This is a genomic window from Zhengella sedimenti (genome assembly GCF_046506625.1).
Classification (GTDB): domain Bacteria; phylum Pseudomonadota; class Alphaproteobacteria; order Rhizobiales; family Rhizobiaceae; genus Zhengella; species Zhengella sedimenti.
On the sequence record NZ_JBKFFP010000001.1, the window covers coordinates 178,055 to 195,261 of the forward strand.

The 17,207-nt window shown below is 67.4% G+C and carries 11 protein-coding genes; 9 read left to right on the forward strand and 2 right to left on the reverse strand.

Features of this window, described 5'->3' with window-relative positions; translation table 11 throughout:
- Positions 1 to 42 precede the first annotated feature (42 nt).
- From ACLB6G_RS00915 to trxA, 9 genes are all read left to right on the forward strand, one after another.
- Complete coding sequence (locus ACLB6G_RS00915) at positions 43 to 444, forward strand: PTS sugar transporter subunit IIA (protein WP_410354227.1); 402 nt, start codon at positions 43 to 45, stop codon at positions 442 to 444.
- Entirely contained in the window at positions 441 to 731 is a 291-nt protein-coding gene (locus tag ACLB6G_RS00920; RefSeq protein ID WP_410354228.1) for an HPr family phosphocarrier protein, read from the forward strand. Before ACLB6G_RS00915 ends, ACLB6G_RS00920 begins: the two co-directional genes overlap by 4 nt.
- Before the next feature lie 145 nt (positions 732 to 876).
- Positions 877 to 2,271, forward strand: a complete 1,395-nt coding sequence (gene ahcY / locus ACLB6G_RS00925; RefSeq protein ID WP_410354229.1) for an adenosylhomocysteinase — start codon at positions 877 to 879, stop codon at positions 2,269 to 2,271.
- A gap of 381 nt (positions 2,272 to 2,652) precedes the next feature.
- A complete protein-coding gene (locus tag ACLB6G_RS00930) occupies positions 2,653 to 5,094 on the forward strand; it encodes a sensor histidine kinase (protein ID WP_410354230.1) in 2,442 nt (813 codons plus the stop codon).
- A 9-nt stretch (positions 5,095 to 5,103) separates the two neighbouring features.
- Positions 5,104 to 6,615 (forward strand): tRNA (adenosine(37)-N6)-threonylcarbamoyltransferase complex ATPase subunit type 1 TsaE, encoded by a 1,512-nt coding sequence (tsaE, locus tag ACLB6G_RS00935; protein ID WP_410354231.1) that lies wholly within the window; start codon positions 5,104 to 5,106, stop codon positions 6,613 to 6,615.
- Positions 6,612 to 7,334 carry a nucleotidyltransferase family protein gene (locus ACLB6G_RS00940; protein WP_410354232.1) on the forward strand — a complete coding sequence of 241 codons (723 nt, stop codon included), beginning with the start codon at positions 6,612 to 6,614 and terminating at the stop codon, positions 7,332 to 7,334. Before tsaE ends, ACLB6G_RS00940 begins: the two co-directional genes overlap by 4 nt.
- A 4-nt stretch (positions 7,335 to 7,338) precedes the next feature.
- Positions 7,339 to 10,461, forward strand: coding sequence for a double-strand break repair protein AddB (gene addB, locus ACLB6G_RS00945; protein ID WP_410354233.1), 3,123 nt, complete (start codon positions 7,339 to 7,341; stop codon positions 10,459 to 10,461).
- A complete protein-coding gene (addA, locus tag ACLB6G_RS00950) occupies positions 10,458 to 13,976 on the forward strand; it encodes a double-strand break repair helicase AddA (RefSeq protein WP_410354234.1) in 3,519 nt (1,172 codons plus the stop codon). Before addB ends, addA begins: the two co-directional genes overlap by 4 nt.
- Before the next feature lie 75 nt (positions 13,977 to 14,051).
- On the forward strand, positions 14,052 to 14,375 hold the full coding sequence (gene trxA, locus ACLB6G_RS00955) for a thioredoxin (RefSeq protein ID WP_410354235.1): 324 nt from the start codon (positions 14,052 to 14,054) through the stop codon (positions 14,373 to 14,375).
- Positions 14,376 to 14,503: 128 nt separating this feature from the next.
- On the opposite strand, the gene ACLB6G_RS00960 is transcribed toward trxA, so the two are convergent.
- Positions 14,504 to 16,036 carry a YifB family Mg chelatase-like AAA ATPase gene (locus ACLB6G_RS00960; protein WP_410354236.1) on the reverse strand — a complete coding sequence of 511 codons (1,533 nt, stop codon included), beginning with the start codon at positions 16,034 to 16,036 and terminating at the stop codon, positions 14,504 to 14,506.
- A 174-nt stretch (positions 16,037 to 16,210) separates the two neighbouring features.
- Entirely contained in the window at positions 16,211 to 17,155 is a 945-nt protein-coding gene (gshB, locus tag ACLB6G_RS00965) for a glutathione synthase (RefSeq protein ID WP_410354237.1), read from the reverse strand.
- Positions 17,156 to 17,207 lie beyond the last annotated feature (52 nt).

Sequence of the window (17,207 nt, forward strand, 5' to 3'; positions counted from 1 at the left end):
GAAAACAGACGGTGACATGGCAATGACGGGAGCCAAGCATTCATGATCGGACTCGTGCTCGTGACGCACGGTCAGTTGGCCGAGGAATTCCGCCACGCGGTTGAGCATGTCGTAGGCCCGCAGGAGCATTTCGAAACGGTCTCCATCGGCGCCGAAGACGACATGGAGCAGCGGCGGCAGGACATCGTCGATGCGGTGGCCAGCGCCGATGCGGGCCACGGGGTGATCATCGTGACCGACATGTTCGGCGGCACGCCGTCCAATCTCGCCATTTCCGTCATGGATGCCGGCAGGGTGGAAGTCGTGGCCGGCATGAACCTGCCCATGCTGATCAAGCTCGCCAGCATCCGGGCCGGGAACGACATGGCGGATTCGCTGACAGAGGCACAGAATGCCGGGCGCAAGTACATCAACGTCGCCAGCCAGATCCTGAGCGCCAAATGAGCGAGACGATGACCGCCGCCGTGACCCGCACGCTCGACATCGTGAACAAGCGCGGCCTTCATGCCCGCGCATCGGCCCGCTTCGTCGAAACGGCGAACGGATTCGATGCCCGCGTCATGGTCGAGAAGGACGGCCTGGAGGTGGACGGTACGTCCATCCTCGACCTGATGATGCTCGCCGCGTCGCCGGGTTGCCGCATTTCGGTGACCACGTCCGGACCGCAGGCCGGCGAGGCCATGGACGCCCTGTCGGCGCTGGTCGCCGACCGCTTCGGCGAGGAGTGCTGAGGCTTTCCCGACACCGGACATGGAGGCATAAAGATTTCTTTATGTCTTTATTGCCCGTCTGGCGCTTCTCTGATATGGAGGCGCCGGATCCGGGCCTGCCAAGCCGTGCAAGCCCCAAGCCTTTCCAAGCAACGGAGTGACCTTCATGGCACATGACTATGTCGTCGCCGATATCGGCCTGGCCGCGTATGGGCGCAAGGAAATCGACATCGCCGAAACCGAAATGCCCGGCCTGATGGCCTGCCGCGAGGAATTCGGCGCGGCGCAGCCTCTGAAGGGTGCGCGCATTACCGGCTCCCTGCACATGACGATCCAGACGGCCGTGCTGATCGAGACGCTCCAGGCGCTGGGCGCGGACGTCCGCTGGGCATCGTGCAACATCTTCTCCACGCAGGATCACGCGGCCGCGGCGATCGCGGCCACGGGCACGCCGGTCTTCGCGGTCAAGGGCGAGACGCTGGAGGACTACTGGCGCTATACCGACGCCATCTTCCAGTGGCCGGACGGCGGCTTCTCCAACATGATCCTGGACGATGGCGGCGACGCCACCATGTACATCCTGCTCGGCGCGCGCGCCGAGGAAGGCGAGGACGTGCTGTCGAAGCCGGGCTCGGAAGAAGAAGAGGTGCTCTTCGCCCAGATCCGCAAGCGCATGGCGGCCTCGCCGGGCTGGTTCGTCAAGCAGCGCCACGCCATCAGGGGCGTGACCGAGGAAACCACGACGGGCGTCAACCGCCTCTACCAGCTTCAGAAAAAGGGCCTGCTGCCCTTCCCCGCCATCAATGTCAACGACTCGGTGACCAAGTCCAAGTTCGACAACAAGTATGGCTGCAAGGAATCGCTGGTCGACGGCATCCGGCGGGCCACCGACGTGATGATGGCCGGCAAGGTTGCCGTGGTGTGCGGCTATGGCGACGTGGGCAAGGGCTCCGCCGCTTCGCTGCGCGGCGCCGGAGCCCGCGTCAAGGTCACCGAGATCGACCCGATCTGCGCCCTCCAGGCTGCCATGGACGGCTTCGAGGTGGTGCGCCTCGAGGATGTCGCACCCACCGCCGACATCTTCATCACCACGACCGGCAACAAGGACGTCATCCGCATCGAGCACATGCGCGAGATGAAGGACATGGCGATCGTCGGCAATATCGGCCACTTCGACAACGAGATCCAGGTGGCCGCGCTGCGCAATCTCAAGTGGACCAACATCAAGCCGCAAGTGGACATGATCGAGTTTCCGAAGGGCAACCGGATGATCCTGCTGTCGGAAGGCCGCCTGCTCAATCTCGGCAACGCCACCGGCCATCCCTCCTTCGTGATGTCGGCCTCCTTCACCAACCAGGTTCTGGCGCAGGTCGAACTGTTCACCAAGGGCGAGACCTACAGTCACGAGGTCTATGTCCTGCCCAAGCATCTCGACGAGAAGGTGGCGCGGCTGCATCTGGCCAAGCTGTCGGCCAATCTCACCGAGCTTTCGGAAGAGCAGGCCGCCTATATCGGCGTGGACACCAAGGGCCCGTTCAAGCCGGAACACTACAGGTACTGATTTTTCCCTGACGGGACACAATATATTGATGCCGGGCAATTGACTTTTTGCCCGGCATTATTTTTGTCCGCGCGGCTTCTTCACGCCGATTCGCGGTTTCGGTATGGTGTGATTCGCCAAGCTTCCGGGCGGGGACACGCGAACAGGCAGAGAAGCGGGCAAACAGGGCGGTCTTGGGTTTCATCGGGGAGATGACAAGACATGCCGACAGACGGGCCGGAAACGGCAGGTATCTCGTATTCAGCGGCGGCGGGAACGGGACCATGTGACGGAAAAGCGAGGGTTCCTGTGACAAGGGACGACAGGCGACGGCGTGCGCATGCGCACACGCCGAAGGGGACATATCGGCCAGCGGCCGGCAGCGGCATCGCACGTTCGGCGATGCGGCGGCTGGCCGGTGTCAGCGCGCTCGTCCCCGTCTGGCTGGCACCGGGCATCGCACTCGCAGCGGAGACGGCGGCCGGTTTTCCCAGCTTCGGCGTCACCGACGTCATCCAGCATTCCATCTTCACCGGCATGCTCGGCGCCGCCATGGTGTCGGCGATCTGGGTCATCCGCGAGCGCGCACGGGTCTCGGAGGAAAACCGCGCACTGCGGCTGAGGATTTCCGAGCTCAACGCCTCGCTGCAGCGCAGCGAAAGCCTCCTGAACCTCAAGGACCAGCGGCTCATCGTCTGGAGCGATCCGCAGGCCAATGCCGAACTGGTGGGCAGCCTGCCGCCCGATTGCGGTGCGCCGGATGACCGTTCCGCCTTCCTCGCCTTCGGCCGCTGGCTGACAGCGGCATCCGCACAGGGGCTGGAACGCGCCATCATCGCGCTGCGCGACAGGGACGAGCCTTTCTCCATGGTTTGCGAAACCAGGAACGGCGCCCTGCTGGAAGCCGACGGGCGGATCGCGCCGCATCACACCGTGGTCCGGTTCACATCGCTGTCGGAGGCCCGCAACGGTTTCGCCCGGCTGAAAGCGGAGCACCAGGCGATGCTCGGCGAGTTCGAGACCATGCGCCAGATCGCCATGATCGCACAGATGCCGGTCTGGCTGCGCGACGGAAACGGCCGTCTGAGCTGGGTCAACGCGGCCTATGCAAAGGCCGTCGAGGCCGATACGCCGGAACAGGCGGTGGCGGAACAGCGGGAATTGCTTCCGACGGCGGCGCGCGAACAGATCGCACGGCACCAGTTGCGCGAAGCGGCCTTCGTCTCGCGGCTCTCCACAGTGATCGGGAAGGAACGCCATCAGTTCATGGTGACGGACTGGCGCGGCGAGGATGGCTCGGCGGGCATCGCCGTCGACATCACGGCGCAGGAATTGCTGCGCGAGGAATACGAACACGCCCAGCGCAGCCATGCCGACACACTGGACCAGCTCAATACGGCGGTTGCCATCTTCGATTCCGGCCAGAAACTGCGCTTCTACAATCTCGCCTTCCAGAAGCTCTGGGATCTCGACGCGGCCTTCCTTTCCTCCGCACCGTCGCACGAATTGCTGCTCGACCGGCTGCGCCGCGACGGCGTGCTGCCGGAACAGCCGGAATGGCGGCGCTGGAAGGATCACCTTCTGGGGGCCTACCGGGCGGTGGACAGCCAGGAACACTGGTGGCACCTGCCGGACGGGCGGACCATCCGCGTGGTCGCCAACCCGCAGCACAAGGACGGGGTGACCTGGGTTTTCGAGAACCTGACCGAGAAGATCGACCTGGAGAGCCGCTACAAGACGGCCATCCGCGTTCAGGGCGAGACGCTCGACAACCTGGCCGAGGGCGTGGCCGTGTTCGGTCCGGACGGGCGGGTGCGGCTGTGCAATCCGGCCTTCGCGGAACTGTGGGGCCTGCCGGAGGAACTGGCGCAGGAGAACGTCCACATCTCGGCCATTCGCGGGGCATGCGACGTCATTTCAAGGGACAGCCCGTGGCCGGCCTTCGTTTCCATGGCCACCGGATTCGACGAGACCCGCGACGAGCGCAAGGGCCGCACGGAGCTTTCCGACGGGACGATCCTCTCCTGGGCTGCGATGCCGCTGCCCAACGGGCAGCTCATGACGACCTTTGTCGACATGACGGATACGTTCAACGTCGAGCGGGCGCTCAAGGACAAGAACGAGGCCCTGCAAAAGGCCGACCAGTTGAAGGACGAATTCGTCCAGCATGTGTCCTACGAACTGCGTTCGCCGCTGACAAACATCATCGGCTTCACCGAACTGCTCTCCATGGAGACGCCAGGCCCGCTGACCGAGAAGCAGCATGACTATGTCGACCATATCGCCACGTCATCGGCGGCGCTGCTCACCATCGTCAACGACATCCTCGACCTCGCCACGGTCGATGCCGGCATCATGCAGCTCGATATCGCGGACATGAATGTCGCCGAAACGGTGCAGGCGGCGAGCGATCTGGCCGCCGACCGCTTCGCCGAACAGGGCATCGACCTGGCCGTCTCGCTCGACGGAGCGCCGGCCACGCTGGCCGCGGACGCCAATCGCGTGCGCCAGGTGCTGTTCAACCTGCTTGCCAATGCCGCCAACTACGCGCCCGAAGGCTCGACCGTGTCATTGACCGTCGATCAAAGGGGCGACCGCGTGGCCTTCACCGTGCATGACGACGGGCCGGGCATGAGCCGCGATGTCCTCGACACGGTCTTCCGCCGGTTCTCCTCGGCCGGCGGCGGGCGCCGGCGCGGTGCCGGGCTCGGCCTGTCCATCGTCAAGAGCTTCGTGGAACTGCACGGTGGCGCGGTGGAACTGCAAAGCGAACCCGGCAAGGGCACGACCGTCACATGCCTGTTTCCCGTCCGGCGGGACGGGTTCAGGGCTGCCGCCGAATAGGCCGCGCGCATGGAGCGGTTCGCCACGTCCGTCGGTCTGCCCTGCGAAGCCGCCACTGCGCGGCTCGGCGAAGACCTCGCCATGGCGCTCAGGCCGGGCGATGTCCTGGCCCTTTCGGGCGATCTGGGCGCCGGCAAGACCAGCCTTGCACGGGCGCTCATCCGTGCAATCGCGGACGAAGCGACGCTTGAGGTCCCCTCGCCGACCTTCACGCTGGTCCAAAGTTACGACGGCCTGCGGCTGCCCATCGCCCATTTCGACCTGTACCGGCTTTCCGGGCCGGACGAGTTGGAGGAACTGGGCCTCGACGAGGCGCTTGGCGAAGGCGCGGCGCTGATCGAATGGCCGGAGCGCGCGGCCGGACTGCTGCCTGACAGCACGATCCACCTCGACCTGTCCCATGAGGGCGAAGGCCGGCGCGCGCAGATCGTTTGCGAGGGGCCGGCGGGCGAACGGATCGCGCGCAGCCTTGCCATTCGTGCCTTTCTGGCCGAAGCAGGCTGGGGGACGGCGGAGCGGCGTTTCCTGACGGGCGATGCCTCGGCGCGGGCCTACGAGACCGCGACGCTTGGCGGGGAAACCCGCATCCTCATGGATGCGCCGCGCATGCCGGACGGTCCGCCCATCCTCGACGGACTGCCCTACAGCCGGATCGCGCATCTGGCCGAAGATGTGGCGCCCTTTGTCGCCATCGCGCGCGCACTGCGCGAAAACGGCTTCGCTGCGCCGGAAATCCATGCCGCCGATCTCGGCCAGGGCCTGCTGCTGACCGAGCATCTGGGGCCGCCGGTCTTCCTGGATCCAGCCGGCAAGCCGGTGCGCGAACGCTACGAGGCCGCCGCCCGAATGCTTGCCGCCTTGCATCTTGTCCGGTGGCCGCGGGCGATGCCCGTCGCCGAAGGCATCGTCCACCATGTCCCGGACTATGACCGTCGCGCCATGCTCATCGAACTGGACCTGCTGCCCTCCTGGTACGAGGAATTCGCCAGTGGCGCCGCACCGGACGAAAATGCCCGCAATGCTTTCCGTTCGGCATGGAACGTGGTGCTCGACCAGTTGAAGGGCTGCGAAACCAGCCTCGTGCTGCGCGATTTCCATTCGCCCAACATCATCTGGCGGGCAGATCGCGAAGGCCTCGACAGGGTTGGGATAATCGACTTCCAGGACGCCATGACCGGACCGTCCGCCTATGACGTGGCCTCGCTTGCCCAGGATGCCCGCGTGACCATCAGCCCGGACCTCGAACAGGCGACGGTCGAGGCCTATTGCGCTGCGCGTGAAGCCGCCGGCCCCTTCGACCGCAGCGCATTCGAAAGGACCTATGCAATCATGGCGGCGCAGCGCAACTCCAAGATTCTCGGCATCTTCGTGCGCCTCGACCGGCGTGACGGCAAGCCGGGTTACCTGAAACACCTGCCGCGCATCCGCGATTACCTTTCGCGCGTCCTCGGCCACGACGCGCTGGCGCCGGTGCGCGGCTACTACCGCGATCTCGGCATCGCGCCGGACCTGCGGCCATGACGATCCGTCCCGACACGGCCTTCGTGCTGGCCGCCGGGCTCGGCACGCGGATGCGTCCGCTGACCGATATCCGTCCCAAGCCGCTGATCGAGATCGCCGGGCGCAGCCTGCTGGACCGTGGGCTCGACATGCTGGCCGCGGCCGGTGTGACGCGGGCCGTCGTCAATGCGCACTGGCTCGGCGAGCAGATCATCGCCCACGCGCCAACACGCCGCGACATCGCCATCACCGTCTCGGACGAGCGCGCCGGACTGCTCGACAGCGCAGGCGGGATCGTCAAGGCGCTGCCGCTGCTGGGCAAGGACCCGTTCTTCATCCTCAATGCCGACACGTTCTGGCTCGACGGCGCGGTTCCGGCCTTGCCCTCGATGGCGAAGGCATGGGACGATGCAACCATGGATATGATTCTTCTGCTAGCCGATCCGTCCAGGGCCACGGGCCACACGGGCGGCACGGATTTTCTTGCCGGTCCCGAAGGCCGCCTGTCGCGCGCCCGCGGCGCTGATAACGGATACATCTATGCCGGTGCGGCGCTCATCCATCCGCGTGTTTTCAGCAGCGCGCCGGCCGGGCCGCATTCGCTCAACCTGCATTTCGACCGGCTGATCGGCGAGGGCCGGTTGTTCGGCCACGTGATGGACGGCCACTGGATCACCGTTGGCACGCCGGACGCCATCGCCCCGGCCGAAGAGGCGATCCGGCGTCACGGACGGGCGTAACGCCATGGGCGAGCGCCACCCGCGCGTCTTCACCATCGAGCCCGGGGCATCGTTCCTGCCGGAACTGGCGGCCGCACTGTCTGACGGAAGGCTGATCCCGGGCTTTCCCGACAGCGAGGGGCCGATGGCGCTGGCCGGAGCCACGATCTACGTGCCGACGCGGCGCGCAGCGCGCCGGTTGCGTGCGATCTTCACCGAACGGACCGCTTCCGGCGCCGCCATCCTGCCGTCCATCCGGCCGCTCGGCGAATTCGACGAGGATGCCCCCTTCTTCATGGAGGGCGCGCCGCCGCTGCCGGATCTCGACCCGCCCATCGGCGCACTGGAACGGCTGCTTGCCCTGGCGCCACTGGTGCAGGCCTGGAAGGGCAAGGTGAGCGGCGAGATCGCGCGCCTGCTCGCCGAGCCGGTCACCGTGCCCAACAGCTTCGCCGACGCGCTGTGGCTGGCCCGCGACCTGGCCGCGCTGATGGACGAGATCGAGACCGAGGGAGCAGGCTGGGACAAGCTCGGACACCTGGCCGAAGGCGACCTGGCGCAATGGTGGCAGGTGACGGTGACGTTCCTTGAAATCGTGACGTCGGTCTGGCCGGAGCACCTGGCATCCATCCGCCGCTCCAACCCGGCCGCCCACCGCAACGCGCTCATCGAGGCGGAAGCGGCGCGGCTTCGCGCCCGTCCGCCGGCCGGACCGGTCATCGCGGCCGGCTCCACCGGGTCGATTCCCGCAACAGCGCGCCTGCTCGGCGTGATCGCCCGGCTGGACATGGGCGCCGTTGTCCTGCCCGGCCTCGACATGGGCCTGGACGCGGAAAGCTGGGCTCTGATCGGCAATCCGGATGCCGCGCCGTCGGTTTACGGCCACCCGCAATATGCGCTGAAGACGCTGCTCGCCCGGCTTGGCATCGAGCGGCAGGATGTCGTGCGCATGGCGGAGGCGCCGCCCATTCTGCATCAACGGCGCGCCATCGTTTCGCAGGCGCTGCGCCCGGCCGAAACGACAGACCGGTGGAGCGAAGACGCCGCCGCGATCCAGGGCGCCATCGGCGCCGGTGCGCTTGACGGTGTCGCGCTGGCCGAGGCCCGGCACGAACGCGAGGAAGCGATGGCCATTGCCGTAGCGCTGCGCAAGGCGATCGAGGACGGGCACGAACCGGCCGCGCTCGTCACCGGCGACCGGATGCTGGCGCGCCGCGTTTCCTCGGAACTGCTGCGTTTCGGCATCACGGCCGACGATTCGGCCGGTACGCCGCTGGCCTCCGCCCCGCCGGCCACGCTGCTCATGCTGCTGGTCACGGCCGCGCTCAGGCCCGGCGATCCGCTGGCGCTGCTGGCACTGGCAAAGCATCCGCTCACACATCTTGGGCTTGAACGCCCTGTCTTGCGCGAGACGGCGGAATTCTTCGACCTGGCCGTGCTGCGCGGCGGCGCGGCGCGGCCCGACATTGCCACCCTGCCCGGTCTTGCAAATGACCGGTTGTCCGGCCTTGCCGACCGGCGCCCGCCGCACTGGATCGAACGGCTGACGCCGGAACGCATTGCCGCGATCCTCGACCTTGCAAACCGCATGGCGCAGGCGGCGCAACCGCTCACCGCCCTGCGCGGCCAGGCGTCCGCCAGCGTCGCCGAACTGACGCGGGCCTGCGTTCTGGCGCTTGAAGCGACGGGCAGGCAGGAAGACGGCAGCCTGGCAGAACTCTATCGCGGCGATGCCGGCGACAGCCTGGCGGCGCTGCTGCGCGACCTGCTGGCGGCAGGGCAAGACACCATGCTGGCGCCCACCGAATGGCCCGATGCGCTCGCCGCCATCCTGGCCGGCGAGACGGTCAAGCCGCGCGCCGGCGGCGAGACCCGCGTCCACATCCTCGGCCAGCTTGAAGCGCGGTTGCAGGATTTCGGCTTCCTTGTCCTTGGCGGGCTGAACGAGGGAAGCTGGCCCCGTCAGGCGCAGGCCGACCGCTTCATGTCACGGCTGATGAAATCCATGATGGCGCTGGAACCGCCGGAGCGGCGCATCGGCCAGGCGGCGCACGATTTCGAGATGGCGCTTGGCGCGCCGCGCCTGCTGATCACCCGTTCGGTCCGTCAGGACAACTCGCCGGCCACCCGCTCGCGCTGGCTGCAAAGGCTGCTGACCCTGTGCGGGCCGGAGGCCGAAGCCGCGCTGCTGGCGGACGGGCAGAAGCTGATCGGCTGGGCGCGCATGCTGGACCAGGCCGACCGGGTGCCCTTTGCCGAACGGCCGGCACCGAAGCCGCCGCTGGACAGGCGCCCGCGGCATTTTACGGTGACCGAGATCGAGACGCTGCGGCGCGATCCCTATGCCATCTTCGCGCGCAAGATCCTCAAGCTGAAGCCGCTGGAACCGCTGGTGGGCGATCCGGGCGCGGCGGAACGCGGAACGCTGTTCCACGAGATCCTGCACCGGTTCACGAAAGAGGGCATCGACCCGGCGAGCGACGATGCGGCGGAGCGGCTGACCGCCATCGGGCGGACCTGTTTCGATGAACTGGCCTTGCCGGACGATATCGAGGCGGTGTGGTGGCCGCGCTTCACCGCCATGATTCCCGGTCTCATCGCCTGGGAAGCCGGCCGCAAGCGGGCCGGGATGCAGGCAAGGGCAGAAGTGGACGCCAGGGCGACACCGGTCGAAGAGACCGGCGTGCTCCTTTCGGGGCGGGCCGACCGCATCGACCTTGGCGACGGGTCCGCCGACATTCTCGACTACAAGACCGGCACGCCGCCCTCGGCGAGGCAGGTGCGGGCCCTGCTTGCACCGCAATTGCCGCTGGAGGCCGCGCTCGTGCTGCGCGGCGCCTTCGACATGATTCCTGCCGGGACCGGTGCAGGCGACCTGGCCTATGTGCGGCTTGGCGCGCGCGGCGAGGTGGACCATAAAAGCGTTCTGGGCAGCGGCAAGGACGCCGTCTCAGGCGCGGAACTGGCGCAGCGTGGCTGGGAGAAGCTGGCCGGCCTTCTCATGCATTTCAACGATCCGTCCACGGGCTATGTCTCGCGCCTGATGCCGCTGGCGGAAGGCAGCATGGAAGGCGATTACGACCATCTGGCGCGGGTGCTGGAATGGTCGGCCGGAAGCGACGGCGAAGGCGGGGCGGACGGCGAATGAGCGGCAAGCTGACGATCCCGGCCGATGTGATCGAGAGCCAGACCCGGGCCGCCAATCCGTCGATCTCGGCCTGGGTGTCGGCCAATGCGGGATCCGGCAAGACGCATGTCCTGGCGTCGCGGGTCATACGCCTCCTGCTCGACGGCAACGACCCGCAAAAAATCCTCTGCCTGACCTATACCAAGGCGGCTGCAGCCAACATGGCGCATCGCATCTTCAGGACGCTCGGCGAATGGGCCATGGCCGGCGACACGAAACTGGCCGGCGACATCCGCGCGCTGACAGGCGAGTCACCGTCGCCACCTCGCTTGCGCGAGGCGCGCAAGCTTTTCGCGCGGGCGCTGGAGACGCCGGGCGGATTGAAGATCCAGACCATCCATGCCTTCTGCGAGGCGATCCTGCACCAGTTTCCGCTGGAAGCGAACATTGCCGGCCATTTCGAGATGCTCGACGGGCGGATGGAGGCCGCGCTGGTGGGCGAGGCGCGGCGCATGCTCCTGACCGCCGCCGGCAGGGACGGGACCGGCCTTGCCGACGCCTTCGCCACGGTGCTGGCGCGTGCGGGCGAGACCGGACTGGACGCGCTGATGCGCGAGATCGTGACGCGGCGGGACGACCTGACCCTGTGGCTCGAACATGGCGGCGGAGCCGATGGCTGCCGGGCGGACCTGCTGGCCCTGTTCGGGCTCGATCCTCTGACAAGCGCGGAACGGATCGCGGCTGATGCCTGGCCATTGCCCGGATGCGACCCCGCCTTCATCGCCGCGATGGATGACTGGGCGTTGGCCAATGGCGCGACGCGGGCGCGCGACTCCTGCACATATGCCGCCGTTCAGGCCTGCGCGGAGACCGATCCCCTCACCCGGCTTCACGCCATTGCCGGCTCGCTGCTCAACGGAAAGGGAGAGCCCTATAACGCAACGTGGCTCTTTCCGTCCGCCATGCGCAAGGCCATGCCCGATCTCGAAGCGCGTTACCTTGCCGGCGCCGGGGCCGCGGCGCAGGCGCTCGACCGCCTGGCGACGCTCGATATGGCCGACAATACGGCCGCGGCGCTGACCATCGCCGACCGTCTGATCGCGCGCTACGAGGCGCTCAAGCGGGCGCGCGGCTTCCTCGATTTCAATGACCTGATCCGCCGCACCGCCAACCTTCTGCAGCGCCAGGACGCAGCGGCATGGGTGCACTACAAGCTGGACCGGGGCATCGACCACATCCTCGTCGACGAGGCGCAGGACACCAGCCCCGTGCAATGGGACGTCATCAAGGGACTGGCAGCGGAGTTCTTCGCCGGCCAGGGCGCCCGCGACAACGTGACCCGCACCGTTTTCGCCGTGGGCGACGAGAAGCAGTCGATCTACTCCTTCCAGGGCGCCGAACCGGATGCCTTCGACGCCACACTCGGCCATTTCCGGGACCTGACGGCAGCGGCCGGGCAGCCGCTGGAGCCGGTGAAACTCACCTACTCGTTCCGCTCCACGCCGGACGTGCTGCGCGCGGTGGACACCGTCTTCGCGGCGGAAGCCGTGCGCAAGGGCCTGACGCGCTATGGCGACGTGCTCGAACACAAGGCGGTGCGCGAGGGCCATCCCGGTCACGTCGAGGTCTGGCCGTCGATCGAGGCCGCGGCGAATGACGAGGAAGAGGACTGGACCAGGGGCATCGATCACGCCACTGCGCCCGCGGTGGAACTTGCCAACCGCATCGCCGCCACGGTGGACCACTGGCTGAAGACTGGCGAGACGCTTCCCGGACAGGGCCGCGCCATCGCGGCAGGCGACGTGCTGGTGCTGGTGCGCAAGCGGGACCGCTTCATCCACGCGCTTTCGAGGGCGCTGAAGAACCTCGGCATCCCGGTGGCGGGCGCCGACCGGCTGAGCCTGCCGGCCCATATCGCGATCAAGGACATGATGGCCATCGGCCGCTTCGTGATGCAGCCCGAGGATGACCTTTCATTGGCCGCCGTGCTCAAGAGCCCCGTCTTCGGCCTGGATGACGGGGACCTGATGGATCTCGGGCTGGACCGGCCCGCCACCCGCAGCCTGTGGCGGACGCTCTGCACAGCGGCGGCAGGCAACCCGCGCTACCAGGCCGCCGAAACGCTGCTACGGGCCTGGCGCGCCGAAGCCGGCTACCGCCGGCCCGCCGACTTCTACGCCGGCCTGCTGGCGCGCGATGGCGTGCGGCGGCGCATGGTGGCGCGGCTCGGCGCGGAGGCCGACGAGATCCTCGACGAGTTCCTCGCCTTTGCGATGGCACAGGAGCGCACCGGCGTCACCGACATGGAGAGCCTGCTCGCCACGCTGGAAACGAGCGCCCCGGAAATCAAGCGCGAAATGGACCAGAACCGCACGGAACTCCGCATCATGACCGCCCATGCCGCCAAGGGGCTGGAAGCGCCGGTCGTGTTTCTCGTCGACAGCGGCTCGGCGCCGGTGGTGGCGCAGAACCGGCCGGCGCTGACCCCTTTCAAGCCGGAGGGCAGCGCGGTCAAGCGCTTCGTATGGCGCGCCGGCGCAGGCAGGAACGAGGCACTGGCGCTGATCGACGCGCAGAACGATGCCCGTGCCGAAGACGAATACCGGCGGCTGCTCTATGTCGGCATGACGCGGGCGGAAGACCGGCTGGTCATCTGCGGCTATCACGGCAAGACAGGCCAGAAGGACGGCACATGGCAGAAGCTGGCCCATGAGGGGCTGGCCGGATCGCCCCATGCCCGCGAGACGGTGCATCCCGTGACCGGTGAAACCATCCTTGTCTACCGCGAGAGCGAAGGCGGCGGCCAGGCGGTGGCCGCGGCGAAGGCGGCGAAGGCGGGACCGGCCGAGCCCGAGCCACTGCCCTTCGACCCGTCGGCGAGGCCGGTTTCCGCCGACCCGATGCCGCGGCCGCTGTCGCCTTCCGGCGCGGCCCTCATCATCGACCCGCAGGCCGGCGACGCGCCACCGATGGGTTCGCCCGTGCTCGACGCGCCGGACATGGCACCGCTTGCCATCCGGCGGGGCATTGCCGTGCACACCCTGTTCCAGATGCTGCCGGATGTCGCGCCGGACCGGAGGACGGCGACGGCGCGGGCATGGCTGGCACGCAACGCGGCCGACTGGCCGGAAGGCGAAGCCGAGCGGTCACTCCGAACCGTCCTCGCCATTTTGGCGGACGGGACGCTGGGCGACGTGTTCGGCCCCGGGTCGCGCGCGGAGGTGCCCGTTTCTGGCCATGTCGAGATCGCCGGCCGGAGGCATCCGGTCTCCGGAATCATCGACAGGCTCAGCGTGAGCGAGGATCGCGTGCTGGCGCTGGACTACAAGACCAACCGGCCGCCGCCGGCATCGCTGGAGCAGGTGCCTGCCGCCTATGTGGTGCAGATGGCGCTCTACAAGGCGCTGCTCCAACAGCTCTGGCCGGACCGACCCGTCGCCTGCGCCCTGCTTTTCACCGAGGCGGCGCGGCTGATCACGCTGCCCGATGCGGCTATGGACGAGGCACTGGCGCGGCTGCGCCGTCATCAGGCGTGACAAAGATGTGACTTGAACAGCGTTGCCCGAAAGACCACATTGGCGGCAACACGATTCCTGCAAGGAGAACGAAGAATGGCGACCGTCAAGATCGACAAATCCAATTTCCAGTCCGACGTGCTTGGCGCCGCCGAGCCGGTGGTGGTGGATTTCTGGGCCGAATGGTGCGGCCCGTGCAAGATGATTGCCCCGGCGCTCGACGAGATCGCCGGCGAAATGGCCGGCAAGATCAAGATCGCCAAGGTCAATATCGACGAGAACCCGGAACTGGCGGCCCAGTATGGCGTGCGCTCCATCCCGACGCTGATGATCTTCAAGGGCGGTGAAGTGGCCGACATGAAGGTGGGCGCCGCGCCCAAGACGGCCCTGTCGTCCTGGATTTCCGGCGCGGTGGCCTGAGCCGTCACGCCTGGACACACGGCCCGTGAGGCCGTGAACGAAACAGCTGTCGAACCCCGGTGCCTCGCGCCGGGGTTTTCCATTTTCTGCGGCCGGGCGTAATCGCGGCCACGGCCCCATGCCGCCGCTCAGGCCGCCGACGCCATGCGTTCGCCTGCCATGCGGTAGGAAATGGATTCGGCCAGATGGATGCGGCCGACGGTTTGCGCCCCGTCGAGATCGGCCAATGTCCGTGCAACCTTCAGGATGCGGTGATAGGCGCGGGCGGAAAAACCGGCCTTCTCGGCGGCATCATGGAGCAGTTGCAGACCGGCGGCATCGGGGTTTGCCACCTGTTCGACCAGTGCCGTCGGGCAATGGGCATTGGTTGATGCCGGCGGCAGGCCAAGAGCCTGGTAGCGTTCGGACTGGATGAGCCGGGCCTTTTCCACGCGGCGCGCCACGACAGCCGACGTCTCCGCGGCGGACGGGCGGATCAGGTCGGTCGCCGTCACGGCGGGCACATCGATGCGCAGGTCGATACGGTCGAGGAGCGGGCCGGAGATGCGCGCCTGGTAATCAGCCTGGCATTTGGGTCCGCGCGGGCAGCGATGCCCCGGTTCGCCCGCCATGCCGCAGCGGCACGGGTTCATCGCGGCAACAAGCTGGATGCGGGCGGGATAGGAGACGCGGTGGTTGGCGCGCGCAATGAAGCACTCCCCGCTTTCCAGCGGCTGGCGCAGGGAATCCAGCACGGCGGGCGAGAATTCCGGTAACTCGTCGAGGAAGAGCACGCCGTTATGCGCCATGGACACCTCGCCCGGCCGGGCACGGAACCCGCCGCCGACCATGGCCGCCATCGATGCGGAATGGTGGGGCGCGCGGAACGGGCGCCGGTCGGACAGCTTGCCGCCGGCCAGTTCCCCGGCGATGGAGGCGATCATCGAGACATCGAGCAGTTCGCGCGGCGTCAGGCGCGGCAGGATCGAGGGCAGGCGCTGGGCCAGCATGGACTTTCCCGATCCGGGCGGCCCGACCATGAGCAGGTTGTGCCCGCCGGCAGCGGCGATCTCGAGCGCCCGCTTGGCCGTTTCCTGGCCCTTGATGTCGGCCATGTCGGGCAGGTTCGCCGGCGCCTGGCGGATCATCGGCTCCGGGCGCGACAGGACCTGCGTGCCGCGGAAATGATTGGCGATGGCGATCAGGCTGCGCGGGGCGAGGATGTCCATGTCCGCACCCGCCCAGGCCGCCTCGGCCCCGGACCCGTGCGGACAGATCAGTCCGAGCCCCTCGGCATTGGCGCCCATGGCGGCCGGGAGCGCTCCGGCCACCGGCGCGATGGTTCCGTCGAGCGCCAGTTCGCCGAGAACGACATAGGAGGCCAGCGCATCGGGCGGAATCGCACCGAGCGCGGCCATGAGGCCGAGCGCGATCGGCAGATCGTAGTGGCTGCCCTCCTTGGGCAGGTCGGCCGGCGCGAGATTCACCGTCACCTTCCGGACCGGCATGGTGAGGCCGGAGGCATGAAGCGCTGCCTGCACGCGCTCTCGGCTCTCGGCAACCGCCTTGTCCGGCAGGCCGACGATGTGCATGTTCATCTTGCCGGGCGCGACCATGACCTGGACGTCGACCGGAACAGCCTCGATTCCCTGAAAGGCAACCGTGCGGACACGTGACACCATGTGTCATCCCCTTCGCGGACCGCCCCCCCAGCAGCCCGCCGCTCATGTGTCAGCACGCATCATATTGAAAATCACAACCGGCGGAAGAAATCAAGAACAAAGCAAAAACATTCCACCCGCCGCGGTGGAATTTGGTTGCATGCGGTTGCAATGGCGGAACAGAAGCCTTGCGGCTCAGCCGGCGCGGCGTTTCTCGACCGCATCCCAGAACAGGGCCGCGATGTCCGCGCCGCCGAACTTCTTCACCTCGCGCACCCCGGTGGGAGAGGTGACGTTGATCTCGGTCAGCCAATCGCCGATGACGTCGATGCCCACGAGAATGAAGCCGCGCTCGCGCAGCGCCGGACCGATGCGGGCGCAGATTTCCTTCTCCCGCGCGGTCAGTTCGGAATGCTCGGCCCTGCCGCCGACATGCATGTTGGAACGGCTGTCGTGCTCGGCCGGCACGCGGTTGATCGCGCCCACCGGTTCGCCCTCGATGAGGATGATCCGCTTGTCTCCCTTGCGCACGGCGGGCAGATATTGCTGCACGATGTAGGGCTCGCGGAACACCTGCTCGAACATTTCCAGCAGCGCCGCCAGGTTGCGGTCATCCTCGCGCATGTGAAAGATGCCGGCGCCGCCATTGCCATAGAGCGGCTTGATGATGACATCGCCATGCTTGCGCCGGAAGGCGGCCACATCTTCGCGGTTGCGCGTGATCAGCGTCGCGGGCATCAGGTCGGCGAACTCGGTGACGAAGATCTTCTCCGGTGAATTGCGCACCCAGGCCGGATCGTTGACCACAAGCGTCGCCGGGTGGATGCGCTCAAGCATGTGGGTCGTGGTGATGTAGTTCATGTCGAAGGGCGGATCCTGGCGCAGGAGCACGACGTCCATTCCGGACAGGTCGGTGCGCACTGCCTCACCCAGGGTGAAATGGCTGCCCTTCACGTCGCGGACCTCGAGCGGCTCGAGCCAGGCATGGATGGCGCCGTCCTCCTGGGACAGGCTGTCCGGCGTGTAGTGGAAAAGGCTGTGGCCCCGCGCCTGCGCCTCCAGGCAGAGGGCGAAGGTGGTGTCGCCTTCGATCCCGATCGAGGAAACATGATCCATCTGGACCGCGATGTTGAGTGCCATGCCCGCTTGCTCCCTGATGGCCGGCTTCAAGCCGGACCGGTGACGTCCGTCC